This window comes from Streptomyces mauvecolor, from assembly GCF_039532965.1.
In the GTDB taxonomy this organism is placed as follows: Bacteria; Actinomycetota; Actinomycetes; order Streptomycetales; family Streptomycetaceae; genus Streptomyces; species Streptomyces violascens.
Genome location: NZ_BAAASQ010000028.1, coordinates 66,572 through 89,527 on the forward strand (window position 1 = coordinate 66,572; position 22,956 = coordinate 89,527).

Annotated in this window: 15 protein-coding genes; 11 read left to right on the top strand and 4 right to left on the bottom strand. The window is 71.8% G+C overall.

What is annotated here, in order from left to right:
* Positions 1-385 precede the first annotated feature (385 nt).
* Positions 386-907 carry a transcriptional regulator NrdR gene (gene nrdR, locus ABD346_RS31365; protein ID WP_344379460.1) on the top strand — a complete coding sequence of 174 codons (522 nt, stop codon included), beginning with the start codon at positions 386-388 and terminating at the stop codon, positions 905-907.
* 156 nt (positions 908-1,063) lie between these two features.
* The gene (locus tag ABD346_RS31370) at positions 1,064-3,958 is read left to right on the top strand and encodes a vitamin B12-dependent ribonucleotide reductase (RefSeq protein WP_344379461.1); all 2,895 of its coding nucleotides are present in this window, start codon (positions 1,064-1,066) and stop codon (positions 3,956-3,958) included.
* 111 nt (positions 3,959-4,069) lie between these two features.
* Here ABD346_RS31370 and ABD346_RS31375 read toward each other — a convergent pair whose 3' ends face one another.
* A complete protein-coding gene (locus tag ABD346_RS31375; protein WP_344379462.1) occupies positions 4,070-4,594 on the bottom strand; it encodes a TerD family protein in 525 nt (174 codons plus the stop codon).
* A 163-nt stretch (positions 4,595-4,757) separates the two neighbouring features.
* Between ABD346_RS31375 and ABD346_RS31380 the strand changes: the two genes are divergently transcribed.
* The 4 genes from ABD346_RS31380 to ABD346_RS31395 all read left to right on the top strand — a co-directional run bounded on the left by ABD346_RS31380 (position 4,758) and on the right by ABD346_RS31395 (position 7,965).
* Positions 4,758-5,585 (top strand): arylamine N-acetyltransferase family protein, encoded by an 828-nt coding sequence (locus ABD346_RS31380; protein ID WP_344379463.1) that lies wholly within the window; start codon positions 4,758-4,760, stop codon positions 5,583-5,585.
* 112 nt (positions 5,586-5,697) lie between these two features.
* The gene (locus ABD346_RS31385) at positions 5,698-6,303 is read left to right on the top strand and encodes a YdbC family protein (protein WP_053726373.1); all 606 of its coding nucleotides are present in this window, start codon (positions 5,698-5,700) and stop codon (positions 6,301-6,303) included.
* 78 nt (positions 6,304-6,381) lie between these two features.
* Positions 6,382-7,041 carry a histidine phosphatase family protein gene (locus tag ABD346_RS31390; protein WP_344379464.1) on the top strand — a complete coding sequence of 220 codons (660 nt, stop codon included), beginning with the start codon at positions 6,382-6,384 and terminating at the stop codon, positions 7,039-7,041.
* Between the two features lie 12 nt (positions 7,042-7,053).
* Positions 7,054-7,965, top strand: a complete 912-nt coding sequence (locus tag ABD346_RS31395) for an ADP-ribosylglycohydrolase family protein (RefSeq protein ID WP_344379466.1) — start codon at positions 7,054-7,056, stop codon at positions 7,963-7,965.
* Positions 7,966-8,027: 62 nt separating this feature from the next.
* Here ABD346_RS31395 and ABD346_RS31400 read toward each other — a convergent pair whose 3' ends face one another.
* Positions 8,028-9,572 carry an MFS transporter gene (locus ABD346_RS31400; RefSeq protein ID WP_344379486.1) on the bottom strand — a complete coding sequence of 515 codons (1,545 nt, stop codon included), beginning with the start codon at positions 9,570-9,572 and terminating at the stop codon, positions 8,028-8,030.
* Positions 9,573-9,888: 316 nt separating this feature from the next.
* Between ABD346_RS31400 and ABD346_RS31405 the strand changes: the two genes are divergently transcribed.
* The 3 genes from ABD346_RS31405 (at position 9,889) to ABD346_RS31415 (ending at position 12,153) form a co-directional block, all read left to right on the top strand.
* Positions 9,889-10,512 carry a TetR/AcrR family transcriptional regulator gene (locus ABD346_RS31405; protein WP_344379467.1) on the top strand — a complete coding sequence of 208 codons (624 nt, stop codon included), beginning with the start codon at positions 9,889-9,891 and terminating at the stop codon, positions 10,510-10,512.
* Positions 10,513-10,585: 73 nt separating this feature from the next.
* Positions 10,586-11,296, top strand: coding sequence for a ribonuclease HII (locus ABD346_RS31410; RefSeq protein WP_344379469.1), 711 nt, complete (start codon positions 10,586-10,588; stop codon positions 11,294-11,296).
* A 233-nt stretch (positions 11,297-11,529) separates the two neighbouring features.
* A complete protein-coding gene (locus ABD346_RS31415; protein ID WP_344379471.1) occupies positions 11,530-12,153 on the top strand; it encodes a hypothetical protein in 624 nt (207 codons plus the stop codon).
* 196 nt (positions 12,154-12,349) lie between these two features.
* Here the strand turns inward: ABD346_RS31415 and ABD346_RS31420 are convergent, their stop codons facing one another.
* Together ABD346_RS31420 and ABD346_RS31425 are read right to left on the bottom strand one after the other, a co-directional pair.
* Positions 12,350-12,991: a hypothetical protein gene (locus ABD346_RS31420; RefSeq protein WP_344379472.1), complete on the bottom strand. Its 642-nt coding sequence runs from the start codon at positions 12,989-12,991 to the stop codon at positions 12,350-12,352.
* A 217-nt stretch (positions 12,992-13,208) separates the two neighbouring features.
* Positions 13,209-15,380, bottom strand: a complete 2,172-nt coding sequence (locus ABD346_RS31425) for a RecQ family ATP-dependent DNA helicase (protein WP_344379474.1) — start codon at positions 15,378-15,380, stop codon at positions 13,209-13,211.
* Positions 15,381-15,632: 252 nt separating this feature from the next.
* Here ABD346_RS31425 and ABD346_RS31430 point away from each other — a divergent pair, with 252 nt between their 5' ends.
* Together ABD346_RS31430 and ABD346_RS31435 are read left to right on the top strand one after the other, a co-directional pair.
* Positions 15,633-17,549, top strand: coding sequence for an FAD-dependent monooxygenase (locus tag ABD346_RS31430; RefSeq protein ID WP_344379475.1), 1,917 nt, complete (start codon positions 15,633-15,635; stop codon positions 17,547-17,549).
* A 105-nt stretch (positions 17,550-17,654) separates the two neighbouring features.
* Entirely contained in the window at positions 17,655-22,928 is a 5,274-nt protein-coding gene (locus ABD346_RS31435; RefSeq protein WP_344379476.1) for a type I polyketide synthase, read from the top strand.
* Positions 22,929-22,956 lie beyond the last annotated feature (28 nt).

The following is a 22,956-nucleotide window of genomic DNA, read 5'->3' on the forward strand; positions in this document are numbered from 1 at the left end:
CGGTACCCTTCACCGCCGGGGTCGGACGCTTGGCGACCACTCCCTCGGGGACCGTTCCGGTGGCGGCCGCGTGTCGCTCAGGACGACGGCGTGCCGGCGCACAGTCTGTCATCCGGCACCCCGCGATCCAGTGCTGCGACGCGCTTCCCGTAACCTCTTGGGCGGCCGGAAACCGCCGGGCCTCAGCTGGGGTTTCGCGACACGCGGTAGGGCCGGATAACCGGAGAAACCCTAGATCTAGTGGTTGGATTGGTGCAGCCACCCAGAAGTTGTGGTCCATGGTCCTTCAAGACCCTGGCCATCGCCTATGCTTGTGGTCGCTTCGCGGGAGGTTTCCGAGCCTGCTGAGGCTATTCAGTCGTGCTGTGAAGGAGGGTTGGGAACCATGCACTGCCCCTTCTGCAGGCACCCCGACAGCCGTGTCGTCGACAGTCGTACGACCGACGACGGCACGTCGATCCGCCGGCGCCGCCAGTGCCCCGACTGCTCCCGTCGCTTCACGACGGTGGAGACGGCCTCGCTGATGGTCATCAAGCGTTCCGGCGTGACCGAGCCCTTCAGTCGCACCAAGGTCATCTCCGGCGTCCGCAAGGCATGCCAGGGACGGCCCGTCACCGAGGACGCCCTCGCCAAGCTCGGCCAGCGGGTCGAAGAGGCGGTGCGCGCCACCGGCAGCGCCGAGCTGACCACCCACGACGTGGGGCTTGCCATACTCGGCCCCCTGCAGGAGCTCGACCTCGTCGCGTACCTGCGCTTCGCGTCCGTATACCGGGCTTTCGACACGCTCGAAGACTTCGAGGCCGCCATCGTGGAACTCCGCGAGCGGCGTCCTCCCGCAGACCAATCAGACGAGTGCGGGGCCGGAGTGACCCCCGAGGTCCCCGTGCCCGCCACCGCTGCCGACTGACCGAGGGGCCCGGACCGGGCCCGAGGTCGCCGATCGGCGGCAATCCAGGACCTGCCAGGGGTGAGCTTGCGCTGCGCCCGTGGCAACAGACAAACACCGTGCCTTGGGAACATTCAGGCACTTTTGGGCGTTTTTGCCCGCGTATGGGAGGCGGCAATGACAGAGACGGCGAGCGGCCCGGCACGAGGCTCCCGAGCCAAGGGATCCAAGGCCACCAAGGGGCTGCGCATCGAGCGCATCCACACCACCCCCGGCGTGCATCCGTACGACGAGGTGGCCTGGGAGCGCCGTGACGTCGTCATGACCAACTGGCGCGACGGCTCGGTCAACTTCGAGCAGCGTGGCGTCGAGTTCCCCGACTTCTGGTCGGTGAACGCGGTCAACATCGTCACCAGCAAGTACTTCCGCGGGGCCGTCGGCACCCCGCAGCGCGAGACCGGTCTCAAGCAGCTCATCGACCGGATCGTGAAGACCTACACGAAGGCCGGCGAGGACTACGGCTACTTCGCCTCGCCCGCCGACGCCGAGATCTTCGAGCACGAGCTGGCGTACGCACTCCTGCACCAGATCTTCAGCTTCAACTCGCCGGTGTGGTTCAACGTCGGCACGCCCCAGCCGCAGCAGGTCTCGGCCTGCTTCATCCTGGCCGTCGACGACTCCATGGAGTCGATCCTCGACTGGTACAAGGAAGAGGGCATGATCTTCAAGGGCGGCTCCGGTGCCGGCCTGAACCTCTCCCGCATCCGCTCCTCCAAGGAGCTCCTCTCCTCCGGCGGCAACGCGTCCGGCCCGGTCTCCTTCATGCGCGGCGCCGACGCCTCGGCCGGAACCATCAAGTCCGGCGGCGCGACCCGCCGCGCGGCGAAGATGGTCATTCTCGACGTCGACCACCCCGACATCGAGAACTTCATCGAGACCAAGGTGAAGGAAGAGGAGAAGATCCGCGCGCTGCGCGACGCGGGCTTCGACATGGACCTGGGCGGCGACGACATCACGTCCGTCCAGTACCAGAACGCCAACAACTCGGTCCGGGTGAACGACGAGTTCATGAAGGCCGTCGAGACCGGCGGCAAGTTCGGCCTGCGGGCCCGCATGACCGGTGACGTCATCGAAGAGGTCGACGCCAAGTCGCTCTTCCGCAAGATGGCCGAGGCCGCCTGGGCCTGCGCCGACCCGGGCATCCAGTACGACGACACCATCAACCACTGGCACACCTGCCCCGAGTCCGGCCGCATCAACGGCTCGAACCCGTGCAGCGAGTACATGCACCTGGACAACACGTCCTGCAACCTCGCGTCCCTGAACCTGATGAAGTTCCTCAAGGACGACGGCAAGGGCAACCAGTCCTTCGAGGTCGAGCGCTTCGCCAAGGTCGTCGAGCTCGTCATCACGGCCATGGACATCTCCATCTGCTTCGCGGACTTCCCGACCCAGAAGATCGGCGAGAACACCCGCGCCTACCGCCAGCTCGGCATCGGCTACGCCAACCTCGGCGCCCTGCTGATGGCGACGGGCCACGCGTACGACTCCGACGGCGGCCGCGCGCTGGCCGGCGCCATCACCTCCCTGATGACCGGCACCTCGTACAAGCGCTCCGCCGAGCTCGCCGCGGTCGTCGGCGCGTACGACGGCTACGCCCGCAACGCCGAGCCGCACCAGCGCGTCATGAAGCAGCACGCCGACGCCAACGCGACGGCCGTGCACGTGGACGACCTGGACAACCCGATCTGGGCCGCGGCCACCGAGGCCTGGCAGGACGTGATCCGGCTCGGCGCGAAGAACGGTTTCCGCAACGCGCAGGCCTCGGTCATCGCGCCCACCGGCACCATCGGTCTCGCCATGTCGTGCGACACCACCGGCCTCGAGCCCGACCTCGCCCTGGTCAAGTTCAAGAAGCTGGTCGGCGGCGGCTCGATGCAGATCGTCAACGGCACGGTGCCGCAGGCGCTGCGCCGCCTCGGCTACCAGGAGGAGGCGATCGAGGCGATCGTCGCCCACATCGCCGAGAACGGGAACGTCATCGACGCCCCGGGCCTGAAGACCGAGCACTACGAGGTCTTCGACTGCGCCATGGGTGAGCGTTCCATCTCCGCGATGGGCCACGTCCGCATGATGGCGGCCATCCAGCCGTGGATCTCGGGCGCGCTCTCCAAGACGGTCAACCTGCCGGAGACGGCGACCGTCGAGGACGTGGAAGAGGTCTACTTCGAGGCGTGGAAGATGGGCGTCAAGGCGCTCGCCATCTACCGCGACAACTGCAAGGTCGGCCAGCCCCTCTCCGCCAAGACCAAGGAGAAGGAGAAGGAGGCGGTCACCGCCAAGGCCGAGGAGACCATCCGTACCGCGGTCGAGAAGGTCGTCGAGTACCGCCCGGTCCGCAAGCGCCTTCCCAAGGGCCGCCCGGGGATCACCACCTCCTTCACGGTCGGTGGCGCCGAGGGCTACATGACGGCCAACTCCTACCCGGACGACGGTCTCGGCGAGGTCTTCCTGAAGATGTCCAAGCAGGGCTCGACCCTCGCGGGCATGATGGACGCCTTCTCCATCGCCGTCTCGGTCGGCCTCCAGTACGGCGTGCCGCTGGAGACCTACGTCTCGAAGTTCACCAACATGCGCTTCGAGCCGGCCGGCATGACGGACGACCCGGACGTGCGGATGGCGCAGTCGATCGTCGACTACATCTTCCGCCGCCTGGCGCTCGACTTCCTGCCGTTCGAGACCCGCTCCGCCCTCGGCATCCACTCCGCCGAGGAGCGCCAGCGTCACCTGGACACCGGCTCGTACGAGCCGACCCTGGAGGACGAGGAGCTGGACGTCGAGAGCCTGGCCCAGTCGGCCCCGCGCCAGACGGAGACCCTGAAGGCCGTCGCCGCACCGAAGCCGGTCGCGGTCGAGGCCCCCAAGGTCGCGCACAACTCGGCCGAGCTCGTCGAGATGCAGCTCGGCGTCAGCGCGGACGCCCCGCTGTGCTTCTCCTGCGGTACGAAGATGCAGCGGGCCGGCTCCTGCTACATCTGCGAGGGCTGCGGCTCGACCAGCGGCTGCAGCTGATCACGGGCGCACCGCGTGGGGCGGACAGCCCGACGTAGTGCGCAGGTTCAGCTGAGAAGAAGTGCACTGAGGGGACCGGCAATCGCCGGTCCCCTCGGTCGTGCCCACGGGTCAGGCCGTCCCCATGGCGGCGATGAACGCGTCCGGGTCAAGGGCGAAGCCGCGGATGTCCTCGCGGAATACCCACGCGCCGGAATCGGCGCGGGTGAACTCCGCGACCGTCGCCGCCCGGGAGCCCGCCACCTGCGCGAAGCCGTGGTTCGACAGCTCCGTGTAGCCGTCCCGGATACGGATGCCGGGGTTCGCCACATCGCCGAAGACGAGGCGCCCCGCCCCCTGTTGGATGATCACGCCGACCACCACGCGGGCGTGCTCCGTCGGCATGCGGCCGAGGTCCAGGGTCATGACCTCGTCGTAACCGAGGCCCTGGCCGGTGCGGCTGTCGCGGTTCAGGCTGATCGTGCCGTCGGGGGAGCGGCTGTCGAAGTACACCCAGTAGTCCGGTGGTCCGTACGGGGCGGCCGCCGGATAGACCAGCGCGACCACATCCAGGTCGTGGGCGGGCGAGCCGAGCGGGGCAGGGTCCCATCGCAGTGCCACCTCGACCGTGCCGAGCCCTTTGCTGATGCTGCTCATTCAAACCCCTCCCCGTGCCTGACCTGCCGCCCCCGCGCGCCTCTCATGCTGTCACGCCCGCCGTTGCGAAGCCGTTCGAAGAATGGTGTTGGTGCGCGGCGTTCGGGCGGTGATCATTGTGCGCGGCGGGGGCCACGGGGGTCCTCGGGTTTCCGGGGGGATCATGATGTGGAACGGCCAGGACGTCGATCTGGACGCCTACTTCGAGCGGATCGGCTACGACGGCGATGCGTCGCCCACGCTCCGGACCTTGCGGGACCTGCACCGGGCACACGTGGCGGCGATCCCCTTCGAGAACCTGGACGTGGCCCTCGGGCGGCCCGTCCCGCTGGAGGCGAAGAGCCTCGTCGGCAAGCTCGTCGGGCAGGCTCGCGGAGGCTACTGCTACGAGCAGAACTCGCTGTTCGCCGCCGTCATCGAGCGCCTGGGCTTCGAGTTCGGCGGGCGCGGGGCCCGCAACCGGACCCGGGGGACGTGGCTTCCGCCGGTCACCCACGCGCTGCTCGCGGTCACCGTCGAAGGTCGACCCTGGCTGTGCGACACGGGGTTCGGGGGCCAGGGGCCGCTGGAGCCGGTGCCGCTGCGGGACGGCGCGGTCGTGGAGCAGGGCGGGTGGACCTTCGGCGTCGGAATCGAGGACGACGGCACCCACGTCCTGCGCTCGCTGCGGCCCGAGGGGTGGCTCGACCTCTACGCCTTCGCCCCGCACACGCTCTACCCGGCCGACTTCACGGTCATGAACCACTACAGCTCCTCACACCCCCAATCCCGTTTCGTGGGCCAGGTCGTGGCGCAGCGGACGGCGCCCGGAGTGCGCCGGGCGCTGGTCCGGGACGAGCTCACCACCGTTCGTACGGATGGCACCGAGGAGCGGATCCAGGTGCCCGCCGACGAGCTCGGAGGGGTGTTGTCAGAGGTCTTCGATATCGTGATGGAGCGTGAAGAACTCGCACAACTGGGCGCATTGGGAGGTGGGTTGAATGGCCGGTGATGTCGGCCCTGTGTTCGGCGGTGGACTGGGATTCGGGGCGCGCGTCATATTCCCGCGGAAGTACTCCGCCGGAGCCTGACCGGGGCATGGTGGTGCGCCGTACGATGGCGCGGTGCTGGTCAAGTGGATTCGCTGCACCGTGGTGGACCGCCGCGGTTTCGAGCGGGGGCAGCGGAAATGGGCGGGGTTGCTGGGCGAGCCCGGTTTCCGGGGGCAGGGCGGCGGCTGGAGCCGGAGGCGGCCGGAAGTGGCCCATGTCTTCGGCTTCTGGGAGAGCCGCGCGTTCTACGACTCCTTCATGGCGCGGGCGCACGACCGGCTCGCCGCCGCGCAGTCCGGCACGTACAAGGACATCGAGGTGAAGCTCTTCGACCACCGCTTCGATGTGAAGACCGGCTTCGAGCCCCGCTTCACCGACGCGGACGTGGTGCGCGTCGCGCACTGCCGGGTGCACGAAGAGCGGGTCGAGCACTTCGCGCTGATGCAGGAGAAGGTCTGGAACCCGGCGATGGCCGGCTCTCCGGGCATGCTGCGCGGGGTGTTCGCCGAGGCGCCCGGCCATGAGTTCCTGGTGCTCTCCATGTGGCAGTCGGCAGCCGAACACGGCAAGTACCGGGCCGACCGGGTGGAGCGGCTCTCGCTGCGGGCGCAGACCGAGACCGATGTCGCGGCCCTCACCGGCGATGTGGTCCGGCTCGACGCGGACTGGACGGTCTGAGGCGGCTCCCGGAGCGCGTACGCCGGATGGAGGCCGGACAAGTGCTCGATCGCCGCGCGGGCGATCTAGGGTTTGGGCATGGCAAGACCGCGACGCATCGTCCTCGTCCGGCACGGCGAGTCGGAGGGCAACGCCGACGACACCGTGTACGAGCGCGAGCCCGACCACGCGCTGAGGCTCACCGAGGCCGGGCTGCGCCAGGCCGAGGCGACGGGGAAGCGGCTGCGCGCGATGTTCGGGAACGAGAGGGTCAGCGTCTACGTCTCGCCCTACCGGCGCACCCACGAGACGTTCCGGGCGTTCGGTCTCGACCCGGACCAGGTACGGATCCGGGAGGAGCCCCGGCTGCGCGAGCAGGACTGGGGGAACTGGCAGGACCGCGACGACGTCAAGCTGCAGAAGGCGTACCGGGACGCGTACGGGCACTTCTTCTACCGGTTCGCGCAGGGCGAGTCCGGGGCCGACGTCTACGACCGGGTGGGGGCGTTCCTGGAGAGCCTCTATCGGAGCTTCGAGGCGCCCGACCATCCGCCCAACGTGCTGCTCGTGACACACGGGCTCACCATGAGGCTGTTCTGCATGCGCTGGTTCCACTGGAGCGTGGCCGACTTCGAGTCGCTGTCCAATCCGGGGAACGCCGAGACCAGGACGCTGCTGCTCGGCGCCGACGGGCGGTACTCGCTCGACCGGCCGTTCCAGCGGTGGCGTGCCCCGGAACCGTACGGGATCACCGGATAGAGTGGCCCTGAGATGACCGCTGACTCCTCCACCGAATCACTCGACCCGCGTTTCGTACGCGCGCTGGGCAGCCTGCGCGGGCTGTCCGTCGGCGACGCACTGGGCTCCCAGTTCTTCGTCCCCGTCAACTATCCCCGCCTCAAGCGCCGGGAACTGCCCGAAGGCCCCTGGCAGTGGACCGACGACACCGAGATGGCCTGCTCGGTCCTCGCCGTGCTCGCCTCGCACGACCGCATCGACCAGGACGCGCTCGCGCAGTCCTTCGCGCACCACCACGACTTCGACCGGGGCTACGGTCCCGCCGTCAACCGGATGCTCCGCCTGGTCCGGGAGGGCGGGGACTGGCGCGAGCTGTCCTCCGCGCTGTTCAAGGGCCAGGGCTCCTGGGGCAACGGCTCCGCCATGCGGATCGCGCCGCTCGGCGCCTGGTACGCGGACGATCCCGAGCAGGCCACCCACCAGGCCGAGATTTCCTCGTACACCACTCACCAGCACCGCGAGGCCGTCGTCGGCGCCATGGCCGTCGCGGCGGCCGCGGCCCTGGTCGCCGCCCCCGCAGGTCCTCCCGGGCCGGGTGAGCTGCTCGACGCGGTGATCGCGCTCGTGCCGCGCAGCGCGGTCGGCGCCGGGCTGCGGCGGGCGCGGGACATGCTCGACTACGACGACGCGGCGACGGTGGCCGCGGTGCTCGGCTCGGGACGGCGCACCAGCGCACACGACACCGTGCCGTTCGCCCTCTGGTCGGCGGCGCGCGGGCTCGGCGACTACGCGTCGGCGTTCTGGACGACCGCGCAGGTGGGCGGCGACGTCGACACGACCTGCGCGATCGTGGGCGGGGTGGTCGCGGCCGCCCCGGCCGGGGCGCCGCCCGCCGAGTGGCTGGAGCACACCGAGCAGCTGCCGGACTGGGTGCCGGCTGCCTGACGTGCCTGTCCCATGGAGAGCCGCCCCGCCCGCGCGCTGCGGACGGGGCGGCTCTTTCGTGGTCAGAGCGCGGCGCCGGCGTTCTTGCCGCTCAGGGCCTCCAGGTCGCTCCTGCGGACCTGGATGACGAAGACGGCGGTCAGGATCGCCAGGGCGACCAGCGCGACGGCCGCGATGAACGCGATGCCGATGCCGTGGGCGAGGACCGCGTCGCTCCAAGGGGCGGGCAGCTGACGGGACTTGAGGAACGCGGCCTTCTGCTCGGGTGAGCCGTTCGCCAGGAAGTCGTTGACCTGGGCGGTGGCCTCGTGGCGGCTCGCGGTGCCGAACACGGTGGTCAGGATGGACAGGCCGAGCGCGCCGCCGACCTGCTGGGTGGTGTTCAACAGGCCCGAGGCGGCGCCCGATTCCTTGTCCGCGACACCGGAGACGGCGGTCAGGGTCAGGGTGACGAAGTTGAGCCCCATGCCGAAGCCGAACATCAGCATCGGGCCGAGGATTCCGCCCGCGTACGAGCTGTCCGGGTCGATCTGGGTCAGCCAGGCCATGCCGAGGCCGGTGAGCGTGGTTCCGGTCACCATGAAGGGTTTGGGACCGAGCTTCGGCAGAAGGCTGGAGGAGATCCCGGCGCCCGTGACGATCGCGACCGTCACCGGAAGGAAGGCCAGGCCCGCCTTGATCGGGCTGTAGTGCAGCACGTTCTGCACGAAGAGCACGATGAAGAAGAACATGCCGAACATCGCGGCGGCCAGGCTGAGCATCATCACGTACGTACCGGAACGGTTGCGGTCGGCGAACATCCGCAGGGGCGTGATGGGCTGGGCCGAGCGGCGCTCCACCGCGATGAACGCGAAGAGCAGCAGCACGGCCGCTCCGAACGAGCCCAGGGTGAGCGAGTCGCTCCAGCCGTCCGTGGACGCCCGGATGAATCCGTAGACCAGCGCCGCCATGCCCAGCGTGGACGTGAGTGCGCCCGTGAGGTCGAAGCGGCCCGGATGGCGCTCCGACTCCTTGATGAAGCGGGGCGCGAGGAAGGCGATGAAGACACCGATGGGTACGTTGACGAACAGCACCCAGCGCCAGTTCAGCCAGTCGGTGAGCATGCCGCCCGCGAGCAGACCGATGGCGCCGCCACCGGCCGAGACGGCGGCGAACACGCCGAACGCGCGGTTGCGTTCGGGGCCTTCGGGGAACGTCGTCGCGATCAGCGCGAGCGAGGTCGGTGAGGCGATGGCGCCGCCGATGCCTTGAAGGGCGCGCGCCGCGAGCAACTGCCAGGGCTCCTGGGCGAAACCGCCGAGCAGCGAGGCGAGCGTGAAGGCCAGGATTCCGGTGATGAACATCCGGCGTCGGCCGAGCAGGTCACCGGCCCGGCCGCCGAGCAGCAGCAGCCCGCCGAACGTGAGCGCGTAGGCGTTGATGACCCAGGTGAGGTCGCTGGTGGAGAAGCCGAGGGCGGTCTGGATGTGGGGCAGAGCGATGTTCACGATGGTGGCGTCGAGCACCACCATCAGCTGGCATGCCGCGATGACGGTCAGGGCTATGCCGGGCCGGGCCGGCCGGTCCTTGGGGCCGGGGCGGGCTTCTGTGGTCTTGACCGTGCTTATTCGATCGGGCGTCACTGGGGTCCCCCTGAAAACTGTAGTGAACGCTTCCGTTCACTAATGGCCGACGATAGTGAGTGGCCGGGAATGAACACAAGCCCCTTCCTTGGGAGTTGGGCCCGGATCGCTCGTGTCCCGGGGCCGGTCCGGGCGCCGGTGAGGCCGGGCGGCGTCTGGAACATCCGGTGACGCGAGGTCACCATGAAAGGCGGGGCGCCGCTGCCCGCGTACGCTTCGACACCCCGTCCCCAACGGTGGAACACCCGTCCCCAACAGGGGATATCCGTCCCCGCGGAGCATCCCCAACGGAGAGAAGAAGATGGCTACTTCGCGCTGGACCGACGCCGGGGCGCAGCCCGTCTCCCTGCGCCGCCGGGGCCCCGTCCTGGAGCGGGCGATCCTGGATGCCGCTCTTGAGCAGCTCAGTACGGTCGGCTGGAGCGGCCTCACCATGGAGGGGGTGGCCGCCCGGGCGCAGACCGGGAAGGCCGCGGTCTACCGCCGCTGGGCCTCCAAGGTGGAGCTGGTCGCGGACGCGCTGCGGTCCGGCTTCCCCGGCCTCGACGACGCGCCGGACCACGGCTCCGTACGCGAGGACCTCTACCAGCTGTGCCGCAGAGTCCGCGGGACGATGTACTCGCGGTCCGGCTACGCACTGCGTTCGGTCCTTTACGAATGCGACAGCACCTCGGCGGGCCGGTTCCACGAGCTGATCCTGCAGCGGGTGATCGAGCCCGCCAACCGGCTCTTCCGCGAGGTGGTGCGCCGTGGGATCGAGCGGGGGGACGTGCGCCCCGACGCCACCGGCGAGCTCGTCTTCGATGTGATCCCGGGGCTGATGATGTACCGGCAGAAGGTGTGCGGAAGCGAATGGAGCGACGAGGACATCGCCGCGATGATCGACCAGGTCATGGTGCCGCTGCTGCGTCCCCACCGGGGCTGACCGACGCCTTCGGGCGGTCGGCGCGGACCTGGGTGTCGCGGGCGGCCCCCGGCGGCGTAACCTTGCAAGCGACATGCCGTACGAACCACCCACCCACACCGTCGAGCGCTCGATTCGCGCCACGACCGGGGCCAAGATCGTCGCCGGTGTCGACGAAGTCGGACGCGGGGCGTGGGCCGGTCCCGTCACGGTGTGCGCCGCCATCACCGGGCTGCGCCGCCCGCCCGCCGGGCTCACCGACTCCAAGCTGATCACCCCCAAGCGCCGCACCGAGCTCGCCGCGGTCCTCGAAGGCTGGGTCACCGCCTACGCGCTCGGCGACGCCTCGCCCGAGGAGATCGACGAGCTGGGCATGACCGCGGCCCTGCGGCTCGCCGCGGTGCGCGCCCTGGAGGCGCTGCCGGTGCGGCCGGACGCGGTGATCCTGGACGGGAAGCACGACTACCTCGGCCTGCCCTGGCAGGTCCGTACGGTGATCAAGGGCGACCAGTCCTGCATCGCGGTCTCGGCCGCCTCGGTGATCGCCAAGGTGCGCAGGGACGCGATGATGGCCCAACTCGCGGGTGTCCAGGGGCAGTACGCCGGATTCGGCTTCGCCGACAACGCCGGCTACCCCTCGCCCGTGCACAAGGCGGCGCTCGAGGAGCTCGGGCCGACGCCCTACCACCGGCTGTCCTGGTCGTACCTGGACGCGCTGCCCCAGTGGCGGCACCTCAAGAAGACGCGGCTGTCCGCTGAGGCGGCCGCACTCGAAAGCGGGGGACAGCTCGGCTTCGACTTCTGACCCGGAGTGCCCCGGATTCCGGACGATTTCCGGAGGTTTTCGGTCCGTATTCCGTACGGTGCGACCGCGTTCCCGGAGTCTTCCGGTCCGCTTCGCGGACGGGGGGACAGTCCGGGTCCGCATCCCGAAATCCCTGGACTTTCCCGCCCACTTGCGGGGAGACTCCGCCCCGATCGCACCTTTGTGCCCACCCGCCGGTGACGCCTTCACCGGCATTTGATAGACATCAACTCATGCCTCTCAGCCCCGAGGAGCCTCAGATTCACGAGAGTGCCCAGGGTCCCCGCGCCACCCCGGCCGCCGGCCGCACCGCGCAGACCCCTCGCCCCGTACCCGGTCCGCGTCCCGCGGCCGCACCGCGTCCCGGACGTCCGGGCCCCGGCCCGGCCCGGCCCACGCCCCCCGCGCAGCGGTCGCACAGCGCCGCCGCGCAGACCCCGCCGACTCGGCCACCGAGCCCTGCCGGTCCGCAGATCCAGCTGATCCCGGCTCCGGCCGACGGCGCGCTCGACGCCGCGGGCGAAGCGGTGGACCTGCTGCTCGACACCGGCCGCGCGCCGGGCGACATCCTGGTCCTCACCACCGGTGAGGCGCACCCGTGGGCGGCGCACGAGCTGTCCTTCGGCGAGGACGCCTACTGGGCTCAGCACGACGCCCGCGACGACGTCTTCTACGCCGGTGCGGCCGCCGTGGAACGGGCCTCGGCCCGGCCCGTGGTCGTCGTCGCCGTCAATGCCGACTCGGCCGATGACGCCGCCGCCCGCGCGCTGCCGCTCGCCCTGGCCCGTGCCGAGGCGCTGCTCATCGTGTGCGGCGACCCGCAGCGGATCAACGCGGCGCTGGGCGCCGGAGTCTGAGCTCGCGCTCAGGCGCTCCGGCCTTCGCGCGCGATCGTCCGGGCGCCGCGGGCCCGAGTCGGGAATCCGGGGCGAATGCTCCGGAGCCCGAGGACCGGAGGCCGTGCCGCCATGCCCCCGGCCGGATCCGTCCGGCGGGGCGGCGGCCGGACCCGCGAGCGGGTCATGCCGGTGCTCGCGGCCGTGCCGGGGCCGTTCAGCGTGCGGCGGTGCGCCGCAGCATCTCCACCGCGCCGGTTCCGGAACGCAGCGGCAGCGGCGCGGCCAGCTCGTTCTCGGCGTCGGCCAGCGAGCCCGGCCCGGATATGGAGCTCGGGCGGCGGCCGCCGCGGCCCTCGCCGAGCACCTGCCAGCCGCCGCGCGTCAGCGTGATGTACGCGCCGCAGCGCAGCCCGTGCAGGGTGCAAGCGTCGCGCAGGCCCCACATCCAGGCGCCGTCCTCCTCCGTCCAGCGCTCGTCGCCGTCGCGGCAGTAGAGCAGCACAGCGGTGCGCACCGGGGCCCGGCGGCGCAGATCGTGCGGGATCACCCGGCGCAGATGCGCGAGCAGCGCGTTGCGGAACTCCCAGCCGTCGGCCGGAGCCGCACGGCGGGTGAACGACGCGCTGGCCGCGAGCCGTTCCTCGTGGTCGAGGACCGCGACGACGGCGGTCGTGGGCGTCGGCCGGTGCCGGGCGTGCAGCCCGCTGACGACCTCACGGGGATTGCGCAGCAGAGGAATTCCGGCGGCGGCCCACTCGGCGGGCTCCAGGATCCGGCCGAAGCGGTTCGCGGAGTCGGCCGACATCGGGGTGGACGCTGCTGCCGAGGCTGCGGACGGAGCGAATCCGAAGGTCACGGTCCTCCCTTCCGGATACGCGCCCACAGTGCGGGCAGGGTCGGGTGAGGGCGCACCACGGCACAGCCCTTCCGGACCACAGGGGGACCGTGCGGGGGTGGCTCCAATTCTTGCCGCCGCGAGGTCAGGCGGCAACGAGCAATTGACGCCGCTGACCTGAATCGACGGGTATGGCACTCATATCCCTGCCCAGCGGCACCCCCGGTCACCCCTGCCGTCACGACTGGACCGCGAGGACCAGCGGGAACACCCCCTCGGCTCCGGAGCGGCGCAGCAGCCGGGCCGCCACCGCCAGCGTCCAGCCCGTGTCGGACGCGTCGTCGATCAGCAGCACCGGGCCCTGGGCCTCGGCGAGCGCGGCCGCCAGCGCGTCCGGCACGACGAAGGCGTGGTGCAGCGCGCGCACCCGCTGGGCGCTGTTGGACTGGGCGATCCGCTCGCCCGCCGGGCCCTCGGCGTACTCGAGGGAGCCGAGCAGGGGCATCCGGCCGATCTCGGAGATCCGCGCGCCCAGCGACCCGACGAGCGCGGGCCGGGTGCGCGAGGGCACCGTCACCACTCCGGCCGGCCGCTGCGGTGCGTCGGGACGGCCCGAGGCCCAGCCGCCCGGGCCCTTCGCCCAGTCGGTGAGCACGCTCACCACCGCCTGCACCACATCGTCCGGTACCGGCCCGTCCGGAGCGCCCGGCGCGAGCATCGGGCGCAGCCGGTTGCCCCAGCCGATGTCCGAAAGCCGCCCCAACGCCCTTCCGGAGAAGGCCAGTTCGCCCGCCGGAATGCGGCCCTTCAGGTCGATGCCGATCGCGGCGAGACCCGTGGGCCACATCTTGCGGGGCTCCACCTCCACGCCGGGCCGGGTCAGCTCGCCGCGCGCCTCGTCCAGGGCCGTGCCGGACACGTCCGCGGTGAAGCGGGCGCCCGCGCAGTTGTCGCACCGCCCGCACGGCGCCGCCTGCTCGTCGTCGAGCTGGCGGCGCAGGAACTCCATGCGGCAGCCCGTCGTCGACGCGTAGTCGCGCATCGCCTGCTGCTCGGCGGAGCGCTGCCGGGCGACCCACGCGTACCGCTCGGTGTCGTACACCCAGGGCTCGCCCGTGCTCGTCCAGCCGCCCTTGACCCGGTGCACCGCGCCGTCCACGTCGAGCACCTTGAGCATCGTCTCCAGGCGTGTGCGGCGCAGCTCCACCAGGGGTTCCAGGGCGGGCAGCGACAGCGGGCGGCCGGCCTGCGCGAGGACGTCGAGGGTGCGCCGCACCTGCTCCTCGGGCGGGAAGGCCACCGACGCGAAGTACTTCCAGATCGCCTCGTCCTCGCGGCCCGGGAGCAGCAGCACCTCCGCGTGGGCCACGCCGCGGCCCGCGCGGCCGACCTGCTGGTAGTAGGCGATGGGGGAGGAGGGCGAGCCCAGGTGGACCACGAATCCCAGGTCCGGCTTGTCGAAGCCCATGCCGAGCGCCGAGGTGGCGACCAGGGCCTTGACCCGGTTGGCGAGCAGATCGTCCTCGGCCTGCTGGCGGTCCGCGTTCTCCGTCTTGCCGGTGTACGAGGCGACCGTGTGCCCGCGCCGCCGCAGATACGTGGTGATCTCCTCGGCCGCCGCGACGGTCAGCGTGTAGATGATCCCCGAGCCCGGCAGCTCGTCGAGGTGGTCGGCGAGCCAGCCGAGCCGGTGGGCCGCGTCCGGCAGCGTCACCACGTTGAGGCTGAGGCTCTCGCGGTCCAGGGGGCCGCGCAGCACCAGCGCGTCCGAGCCGCCTCCGGTGCCGAGCTGCTCGGCCACGTCCGCCGTCACCCGGGCGTTCGCGGTGGCGGTGGTGGCCAGCACCGGGACGCCGGGCGGCAGTTCGGCCAGCATGGTGCGCAGTCGGCGGTAGTCGGGCCGGAAGTCGTGGCCCCAGTCGGAGATGCAGTGCGCCTCGTCCACCACGAGCAGGCCCGTGGCCGCGGACAGCTTCGGCAGCACGTTGTCCCGGAAATCCGGGTTGTTCAGGCGCTCCGGCGACACCAGCAGCACGTCCACCGCACCCGCCGCGACCTCCTCCTGGATGGTGTCCCACTCCTCGGGATTGGCCGAGTTGATCGTCCGGGCGGTGATGCCCGCCCGGGCCGCGGCCTCGACCTGGTTGCGCATCAGGGCGAGCAGCGGGGAGACGATCACGGTGGGGCCCGCGCCCTGGGCCCGCAGCAGCGCGGTCGCCACGAAGTACACCGCGGACTTGCCCCAGCCCGTGCGCTGCACGACGAGCGCCCGCCGCTTGTCGGCGACCAGCGCCTCGATCGCCCGCCACTGGTCCTCGCGCAGCCGCGCGGTGCCGGTGGCGTCCCCGACCAGACGGGCGAGGACCGCGTCGGCCTCGGTGCGCAGTTCCGCGTTGCTCGTGTGCTCCATGCCCCCATACAACAGGACACCTCTGACAATCGCGGAACGAACCGTTCCCGATCGGCCATTCCCGCTGGTCACCGAGGCGCGCGCCGGCCCGCCACGGCCGGGAGGGGCCGGCTTGAACCCACCTTGAAAGCACTTTGAAGACGGCTTGAAGACGGCTTGAAGACGGCTTGAGCGGGTCGGGCGAAGCTCCCTCACGTCGCCCGGAGAACACCCCGGGCAGATGCCGCCGAGCAGGGAAAGAGGGTGCTGGCCGTGCTGGATGCCGCTGTCGTCGGGGGAGGGCCCGGAGGGCTGTTCCTCGCCAGGCTGCTGATGCTGCGGGGAACCGCCCGGCAGGTCACCGTCCACGAGCGCAACGCGCCGGACGCCACCTTCGGATTCGGGGTCGTCTTCTCGGACCGTACGATGTCCGCCTTCGAGCGGGCCGACCCCGACACGCACCGCCGGATCGTCGAGGCCAGCGTCGCCTGGACCGACATGGAACTGCGGTACGGCGGACGGTCGTTGCGCTACGGCGGGTACGGATTCACCGCCATCGCCCGCAAGACGCTGCTCGCCATCCTCCAGGAGCAGGCCGCCGAGGCCGGGGCCGAGCTCCACTTCGAGGACCCGGCCGACGCCCTGGAGCTCACCTCCGCACACGATGTGGTGGTGGCGGCCGACGGGGTCAACTCGGCCACCCGCAACGCCCTTGCGGACCGCTTCGGCACGCTGGCCCGGCCCGGCGCGGGCAAGTACGTCTGGTTCGGCACCCGGGCCCCCTTCGAGGTGGTCACCTTCCCGTTCGTGCAGACCGCGTTCGGCGCCTTCGCCGCGCACGCCTATCCGTACGGAGAGGGGCTGCACACCTTCATCGTCGAGACCGACGAGACCACTTGGCGGGCGGCGGGACTCGAAACCTCGACCGAGCGGTCCGCCGCCCCCGGGGTCAGCGACACCTACGCCCAGGAGCTCATGGAGCAGGTCTTCGCCGAACAGCTCCAGGGACACCCGCTCCTGGTGAACAACAGCAAGTGGGCCAACTTCCTGCACGTGAGCAACCGGTCCTGGTCGCACGGCAATCTCGTCCTCCTGGGGGACGCGGCGCACACCGCGCACTTCTCCGTGGGCTCGGGCACCAAGATGGCGATGGAGGACGCCATAGGGCTCGCCGCCGAACTGGCGTCAAGAGGCGCGGAAGAACCCGTCGAGGGCGCGCTCCACCGCTACGAGGCGCGCCGCCGCCCGGAGACCGAGCGCACCCAGCGCTGGGCGCTGCCGAGTATGCGCTGGTGGGAGACGTTCGGCTCGCGCATGGACCGGGACCCCGACCGCTTCGGATTCCACTTCCTGACCAGGACCAGCGCGATCGGCCTCGCCGGCCTGCGCCGCCGCCACCCCGAACGCATCGCCGCCGCCGAGGAGGCCTACGCCCACGAGGCGCCGCGCACCGCGGCATCCGTCCCCGGCGGGCATGCGCTCGGCGCGCCGCTGCGGCTCGGCGGCACGCTCCTGCGCAACCGGCTCGTGGTCGTCGCCGCGGACCGGGCCGAGCGCCAGATCCGCGCCTGCGAGGCGTACTCGGTGGCCGGCAGCTCCCTGGTGCTCGCCGACTGGCGGCGCCCGGTCGGTGCCGGTGAGAGCGACGCCTGGCGCGCCGCCCTGGAGCGCGTCTCCTTGGACGACACCACGCTCGGCGTGGTCCTGCGCGCCCTCGACACGGCGGTGGCCGACCGGGCCGAGGCCGTCGGCTTCCCCGTCGTCGAGGTCGTCCTCGACGACATCGGCCACTACGGCGAGGCCGAGGCCGCCGAACACGCGCTCCTGGAGCGGAAGTTCCTCGGCTCCCTGCCCGCGGGCGCCGCGCTGATCGCCGGTCTCGGCTGCCCCGAGACCGGCGCGTACGAGAACGATCGCCTGGTCGAGCGGGCTCTCGGGGCGGCCGAGGCGGGTGCCTGCGCCCTGCATCTGCGGGCCCTTGACAGCACGGATCTCACACACGCTTTGGAGCACGCCGACCGGATCCGTACCGCCACCGGGCTCCCCGTGGTGCTCGCGTGCAGGGACGGCTGGGCGCTGGAGGTGCCCGCCGGCCGCGCCGAGGGACGGCACTCCCTGCTGCACACCGCCCTGGTCGCCGGACGGATCGACGCCGTCTCCGGCTGGCCGCTCACCGGCCCCGGCCGCTGACCCGGCCACCCCCCTGACTTTCCCTCTTCCCCCCGCACGCAACTTCTTTCCACCCGCACGGCACATCCCCCGTCAACCGCAGAAAGCTGCCCCATGGAGGAGCACGTGAACACCCCGATCGAAGGTCCCCGCGACATCCGGTCCGGTTCCGAGCCCATTGCCGTCATCGGCATGGGCTGCCGATTCGCCGGCGGCGTGGATTCACCCGAGTCGTTCTGGAAGCTGCTCACCGCCGGCACGGACGCGATCACCGAGGTGCCGCCGGAGCGCTGGGCCGCCTACGAGGCCGCCTCGCCGCAGAACGCCGCGGCCCTGCGCCGCACCACCCGCAACGGCGGATTCCTCGACGACATCGAGGGGTTCGACGCGGAGTTCTTCGGGATCACCCCGCGCGAGGCCGAACTCATGGACCCGCAGCAGCGGATCGTCCTCGAAGTGTCCTGGGAGGCTCTTGAGCACGCGGGCATCGCCCCGCAGTCCCTGGCCGGCACCGACGCCGGGGTGTTCATCGGCGTCGGCTCCGACGACTACGGCCGCCGCATGCTGGAGGACCTCCCGCGCATCGAGGCCTGGACCGGGATCGGCGCCGCGTTCTGCGCCGTCGCCAACCGCGTTTCCTACACCCTGGACCTGCGCGGCTCCAGCCTCGCCGTCGACACCGCGTGCTCGGCCTCCCTGGTCGCCTTCCACCTCGCCGTCCAGGCACTGCGCGACGGCGACGTGCCGGTGGCGCTCGCCGGTGGCGTCAACATCATGGCGGGCCCGGGCCTGACCATGGTCCTGGACGCGGCGGGCGCCGTCTCGCCGGACGGGCGCAGCAAGTCCTTCGACGCGGCCGCCGACGGCTACGGACGCGGTGAGGGCGCCGGTGTCGTGGTGCTCAAGCGGCTCGCCGACGCCCGCCGCGACGGCGACCGCGTGCTCGCCGTCATCAAGGGCACCGCCGTCAACCAGGACGGCCGCACCAACGGCATCATGGCGCCGAGCTCCGAGGCCCAGGCCCACCTCCTGCGCCAGGCCTACCGCAGCGCCGGAGTCGACCCGCTCACCGTCGACTACATCGAGGCGCACGGCACCGGAACGCGGGCCGGCGACCCCATCGAGACCACTGCCATGGCCGAGGTGTTCGGCGCCGGACGCCCCGCCGACCGGCCCGTCCTGGTCGGCTCGGTGAAGCCCAACATCGGCCACCTGGAGGCCGGGGCCGGCGTCGCGGGCCTGATCAAGGCCGTGCTCGCGCTGCACCACGCGCACATCCCGCCGCAGGCCAACTTCCACACCCCCAACCCGGCCATCGACTGGGAGGCGTCCCGCCTCAAGGTCGTCGCCGAGCCGACGCCCTGGCCGGTGACGGGCCGCCCGCGCCGCGCCGGTGTCTCCGGCTACGGCTACGGCGGCACCATCGGCCACATCGTCCTGGAGCAGGCGCCCGACGACTGCGCTGTCGAGGGGACGGCGCTCGCCGGGGCCCCGGCCGCCGAGGACGCCGTACGGCTGTTCCCGCTGTCCGGTGCGACCGAGGCCGGCACCCGCGCCCAGGCCGCGGCCCTCGCCGACTGGCTGGACTCCGAAGGCGCCGAGACCCCGCTCGACGACATCGCCCGCACCCTGGCCGTGCACCGCGGGCACGCCGCGAGCCGGGCCGTGGCCGCCGCGTCCGACACCGCCCAGCTCGCCACCCGCCTGAGGGCGTTCGCCGACGAGGAGAGCGAGGACGGCATCGAGACGGGCACCGTCCTGTCCGCCGCGTCCCGCGGCGCCGTCTGGGTGTTCTCCGGCCACGGCTCGCAGTGGGCCGGCATGGGCCGCGAACTCCTCGCCGAGGAGGCAGAGTTCGCCAAGGTCCTCGACGAGATCGACCCGGTCTTCCTGGCCGAGATCGGTTTCTCGCCGCGCCAGGTGCTGCTCGACGGCGACCTGAGCGACGTCGACAAGATCCAGCCGATGATCTTCGCCATGCAGGTCGGCCTCGCCGCCGTCTGGCGCGAGCGCGGCCTGGCGCCCGCCGCCGTCATCGGCCACTCCGTGGGCGAGATCGCCGCCGCCGTGGTCTCCGGCATCCTCTCCCTGGCCGACGGCGCCCGCCTCATCTGCCGCCGCTCGGCGCTGCTCAGCCGGGTCGCCGGCAAGGGCGCCATGATCATGGTCGCGCTCCCCTTCGACGAGGTCGCCTACCGCCTCCAGGGCCGCACCGATGTGACCGCGGCCATCTCCGCCTCGCCCGGCTCCACCGTCGTCGCCGGTGACACCGACGCCGTCGAGGAGCTCGCCGCGGCCTGGGAGGCGGAGCCGCTCGTGGTGCGCCGCGTCGCCTCCGACGTCGCCTTCCACAGCGCCCACATGGACCCGCTGCTCGCCGAACTGAGCGCCGCTGCCCACGACTTGACGATCGGCGAGCCCTCGCTGCCCGTGTACAGCACCATGCTCACCGACCCGCGCGGCGACACCCCGCGCGACGGCATCTACTGGGCCGGGAACCTGCGCAACCCGGTCCGCTTCACCCAGGCCGTCACCGCCGCCGCCGAGGACGGCTTCCGCGCCTTCGTCGAGATATCCGGCCACCCCGTCGTCGCCCACTCCATCGGCGAGATCCTGGACGGCCTCGGCATCGAGGACGCCGTCGTCGCGCACAGCCTGCGCCGCAACAAGCCCGAGCGGGACATCCTGCTCGCCAACGCCGCGGCCCTGCACTGCCACGGCGTGTCCCTCGACTGGGACGCGGCGACCCCGGGCCGGTTCGCCGATCTGCCGCACACCGTCTGGCAGCACCAGCGCTACTGGTACGAGTCGGCGGGCGCGGTCGGTGGCGGCACCCAGCACGACGTCGACAGCCACACCCTGCTCGGCGGCCAGACCGCCGTCAACGGCAGCACTCCCGCCCGCCTGTGGCAGACCTACCTCGACGAGTCGTGCCGCCCCTACCCGGGCGACCACCCCGTCCAGGGCGTCGAGATCATCCCGGCCACGGTGCTGCTCAACACCTTCTTCACGGCCGCGGCCCACGAAGGCGAGCGCCCCGGCCTCGCCGATGTCACCCTCAAGGTGCCGGTCGCCGTCTCCACCCCGCGCGAGCTCCAGGTCGTCCACCAGGAGGGCACGGTCCGCCTCGCCTCGCGCATCATCGGCGACGGCACGGCCGACGACACCGACGCGTCCTGGCTGACCCACACCACCGCCGTCGTCTCGCCCGGCACCGCGGTCGGCCAACGCACCCTGGACGCCGACCAGTTGCGTACCACGTGCGCCGAAGTGCTCGACAACAGGTTCACCATCGACCGGCTCGCCGGCATCGGCGTCGCCGCCATGGGATTCCCGTGGGAGGTCAAGGAGATGCGGCGCGCGGAGGGCGAGATCTTCGCCGTCGTCGCGGCCCAGCCGGACGGCGAACTGCCCGGCTCCTGGGGCTCGGTGCTGGATGCGGCGCTCTCCATCGCCTCCGTCGTCTTCCCGGGCGAACCGATCCTGCGGATGCCCGCCCACATCCGTGAGGCCGTCGTCTCGGGCGACTGCCCCGCCGAGGTGCTGCTGCACGTCTCGACCGTCGAGGGCGCGGCCGCCGTGGACACCGTCGACGTCTCCATCGCCGGCACCGACGGCCGCCTCCTGGCCCGCCTCAGCGGCCTGCGCTACGGCGTCCTGGACGGCGACCCCGGCGCCACCGCCAGCCCCCGGCGCCTGGTCAGCGAGATGACCTGGCGGCCCCTCGAACTGCCCGCCGAGCCCGCCCGCGAGCGAGCCGCGGTGACCGCCGCCGTGATCGTCGGCGACCGCAAGACCGGCCTGCGCATCGGCGAGGCGCTGTCCGCCGCCGGCCTGCCCTGGACGGCCATCGACACCCCGGACGACCTGACCGCGCTCGCCGAGCCGCTCACCTCCTCCACCGCCGTACTCGTGGTGCCCGAGCGCGCCGGCGCCGCCGACAGCGTCAGCGGCGCCGCCGTGGACGCCGCCTGGCTGGTCACCCGCACCGCGCAGCAGCTCGCCGCGGCAGGGCCCGACGCGCACCCCGGCCTGTGGTGCGTCACCCGGGGCGTGCGCGAATCCCTCGCCACGGAAGCCCTGGGCGACGCCCCGCTGTGGGGACTCGGCCGGGTCATCGGCGGCGAGCACCCCGAACTGTGGGGCGGCACCGTCGACCTGTCCGACGACACCGACCCGGAGACCCTGGCCGCCCTCGTCGACGTCGTACGCGCCCAGCCCGGCGAGGACCTCGTCTCGGTGCGCGGCGCCGCGATCGAGACCGCCCGCCTGGTGGCCGTCGAGCGCGAGCCCGTGCGGGCCGCTCTGGAATGCCGGCCCGACGGCACGTACCTGATCACCGGCGGACTCGGGGTGCTCGGCCTGGAGGTCGCCACCTGGCTCGCCGGACGCGGCGCCCGGCGCCTGGTCCTGGCCGGCCGGCGCGGTCTGCCGCCGCGGTCCGCCTGGGACGAGATGACCGACATGACGACCCGCCGCCAGATCGAGGCGGTCCGCGCCCTGGAGGGGCTCGGCGTCAGCGTCCGCGTCGTCTCCGTCGACATCACCGACGCCGAGGCCGTGGCAGGAGCGCTCTCCCCGCAGGCCCTCGACCTGCCGCCCATCCGCGGTGTCGTGCACGCTGCCGGTGTCCTCGACAACCGGATGGCCGTCAACGTCGACGAGGAGTCGCTCGACCGGGTCATGGGCCCCAAGGTGGCCGGAGCGATGGTCCTGCACGAGCTGTTCGCCCCCGGCAGCCTGGACTTCTTCACCCTGTTCTCCTCCTGCGGGCTGCTCCTCGGCCTGCCCGGCCAGGCCAGCTACGCCTCCGGCAACGCCTTCCTGGACGCGCTCGCCGCCCACCGCGCCGCCCTCGGCGACACCACTACCGTCAGCTACGCCTGGACCTCGTGGCGCGGGCTCGGCATGTCGACCTCCTCGGAGCTCATCGACGCCGAACTCGCCGCCCGCGGCACCGCCGACATCTCCGCCGCCGAGGCGTTCCGCAGCTGGGAGTTCGCCTCCCGCTACGACGCCCCGTACTACGCGGTGCTCCGCACCATCGAACTGGAGCCGTCCGCGGTCCGCCCGGCGCTCCTCGACGAACTGGCCGTGGAGGTCGCCGAGTCCGGCGCCGACCAGGGTGAGGCCGCCTGGGCGACGCTCGAACCCGAGGAGCTGCACGCGCACCTGGTGGACGCGGTACGCGGCCTGGTCGCGGCCGAGATGAAGTGGGCGCCCGACTCCTTCGACGTGCGGCGCCCGCTCATGGAGATGGGCCTCGACTCGGTGATGACCCTGGTCATCCGGCGCCGCCTGGAGAAGCTCTTCCGGCTCGCGCTTCCGGCCACGCTCCTGTGGGACCGGCCCACCGTGACCGCCATCGCCGACTTCCTCGCCGAGCAGCTCGCTGCCTGAGACCGCGGCCCGGCCCCGTCCGAAAGAG

Bases quoted from the DNA above. Each gene is read 5' to 3' on its own strand.
- ABD346_RS31395 (WP_344379466.1), top strand. From the start codon at position 7,054: ATGACCGCTGACTCCTCCACCGAATCACTCGACCCGCGTTTCGTACGC.
- ABD346_RS31390 (WP_344379464.1), top strand. From the start codon at position 6,382: ATGGCAAGACCGCGACGCATCGTCCTCGTCCGGCACGGCGAGTCGGAG.
- nrdR (WP_344379460.1), top strand. From the start codon at position 386: ATGCACTGCCCCTTCTGCAGGCACCCCGACAGCCGTGTCGTCGACAGT.
- ABD346_RS31370 (WP_344379461.1), top strand. From the start codon at position 1,064: ATGACAGAGACGGCGAGCGGCCCGGCACGAGGCTCCCGAGCCAAGGGA.
- ABD346_RS31375 (WP_344379462.1), bottom strand. From the start codon at position 4,594: ATGAGCAGCATCAGCAAAGGGCTCGGCACGGTCGAGGTGGCACTGCGA.
- ABD346_RS31425 (WP_344379474.1), bottom strand. From the start codon at position 15,380: ATGGAGCACACGAGCAACGCGGAACTGCGCACCGAGGCCGACGCGGTC.
- ABD346_RS31415 (WP_344379471.1), top strand. From the start codon at position 11,530: ATGCCTCTCAGCCCCGAGGAGCCTCAGATTCACGAGAGTGCCCAGGGT.
- ABD346_RS31405 (WP_344379467.1), top strand. From the start codon at position 9,889: ATGGCTACTTCGCGCTGGACCGACGCCGGGGCGCAGCCCGTCTCCCTG.
- ABD346_RS31380 (WP_344379463.1), top strand. From the start codon at position 4,758: ATGATGTGGAACGGCCAGGACGTCGATCTGGACGCCTACTTCGAGCGG.
- ABD346_RS31410 (WP_344379469.1), top strand. From the start codon at position 10,586: ATGCCGTACGAACCACCCACCCACACCGTCGAGCGCTCGATTCGCGCC.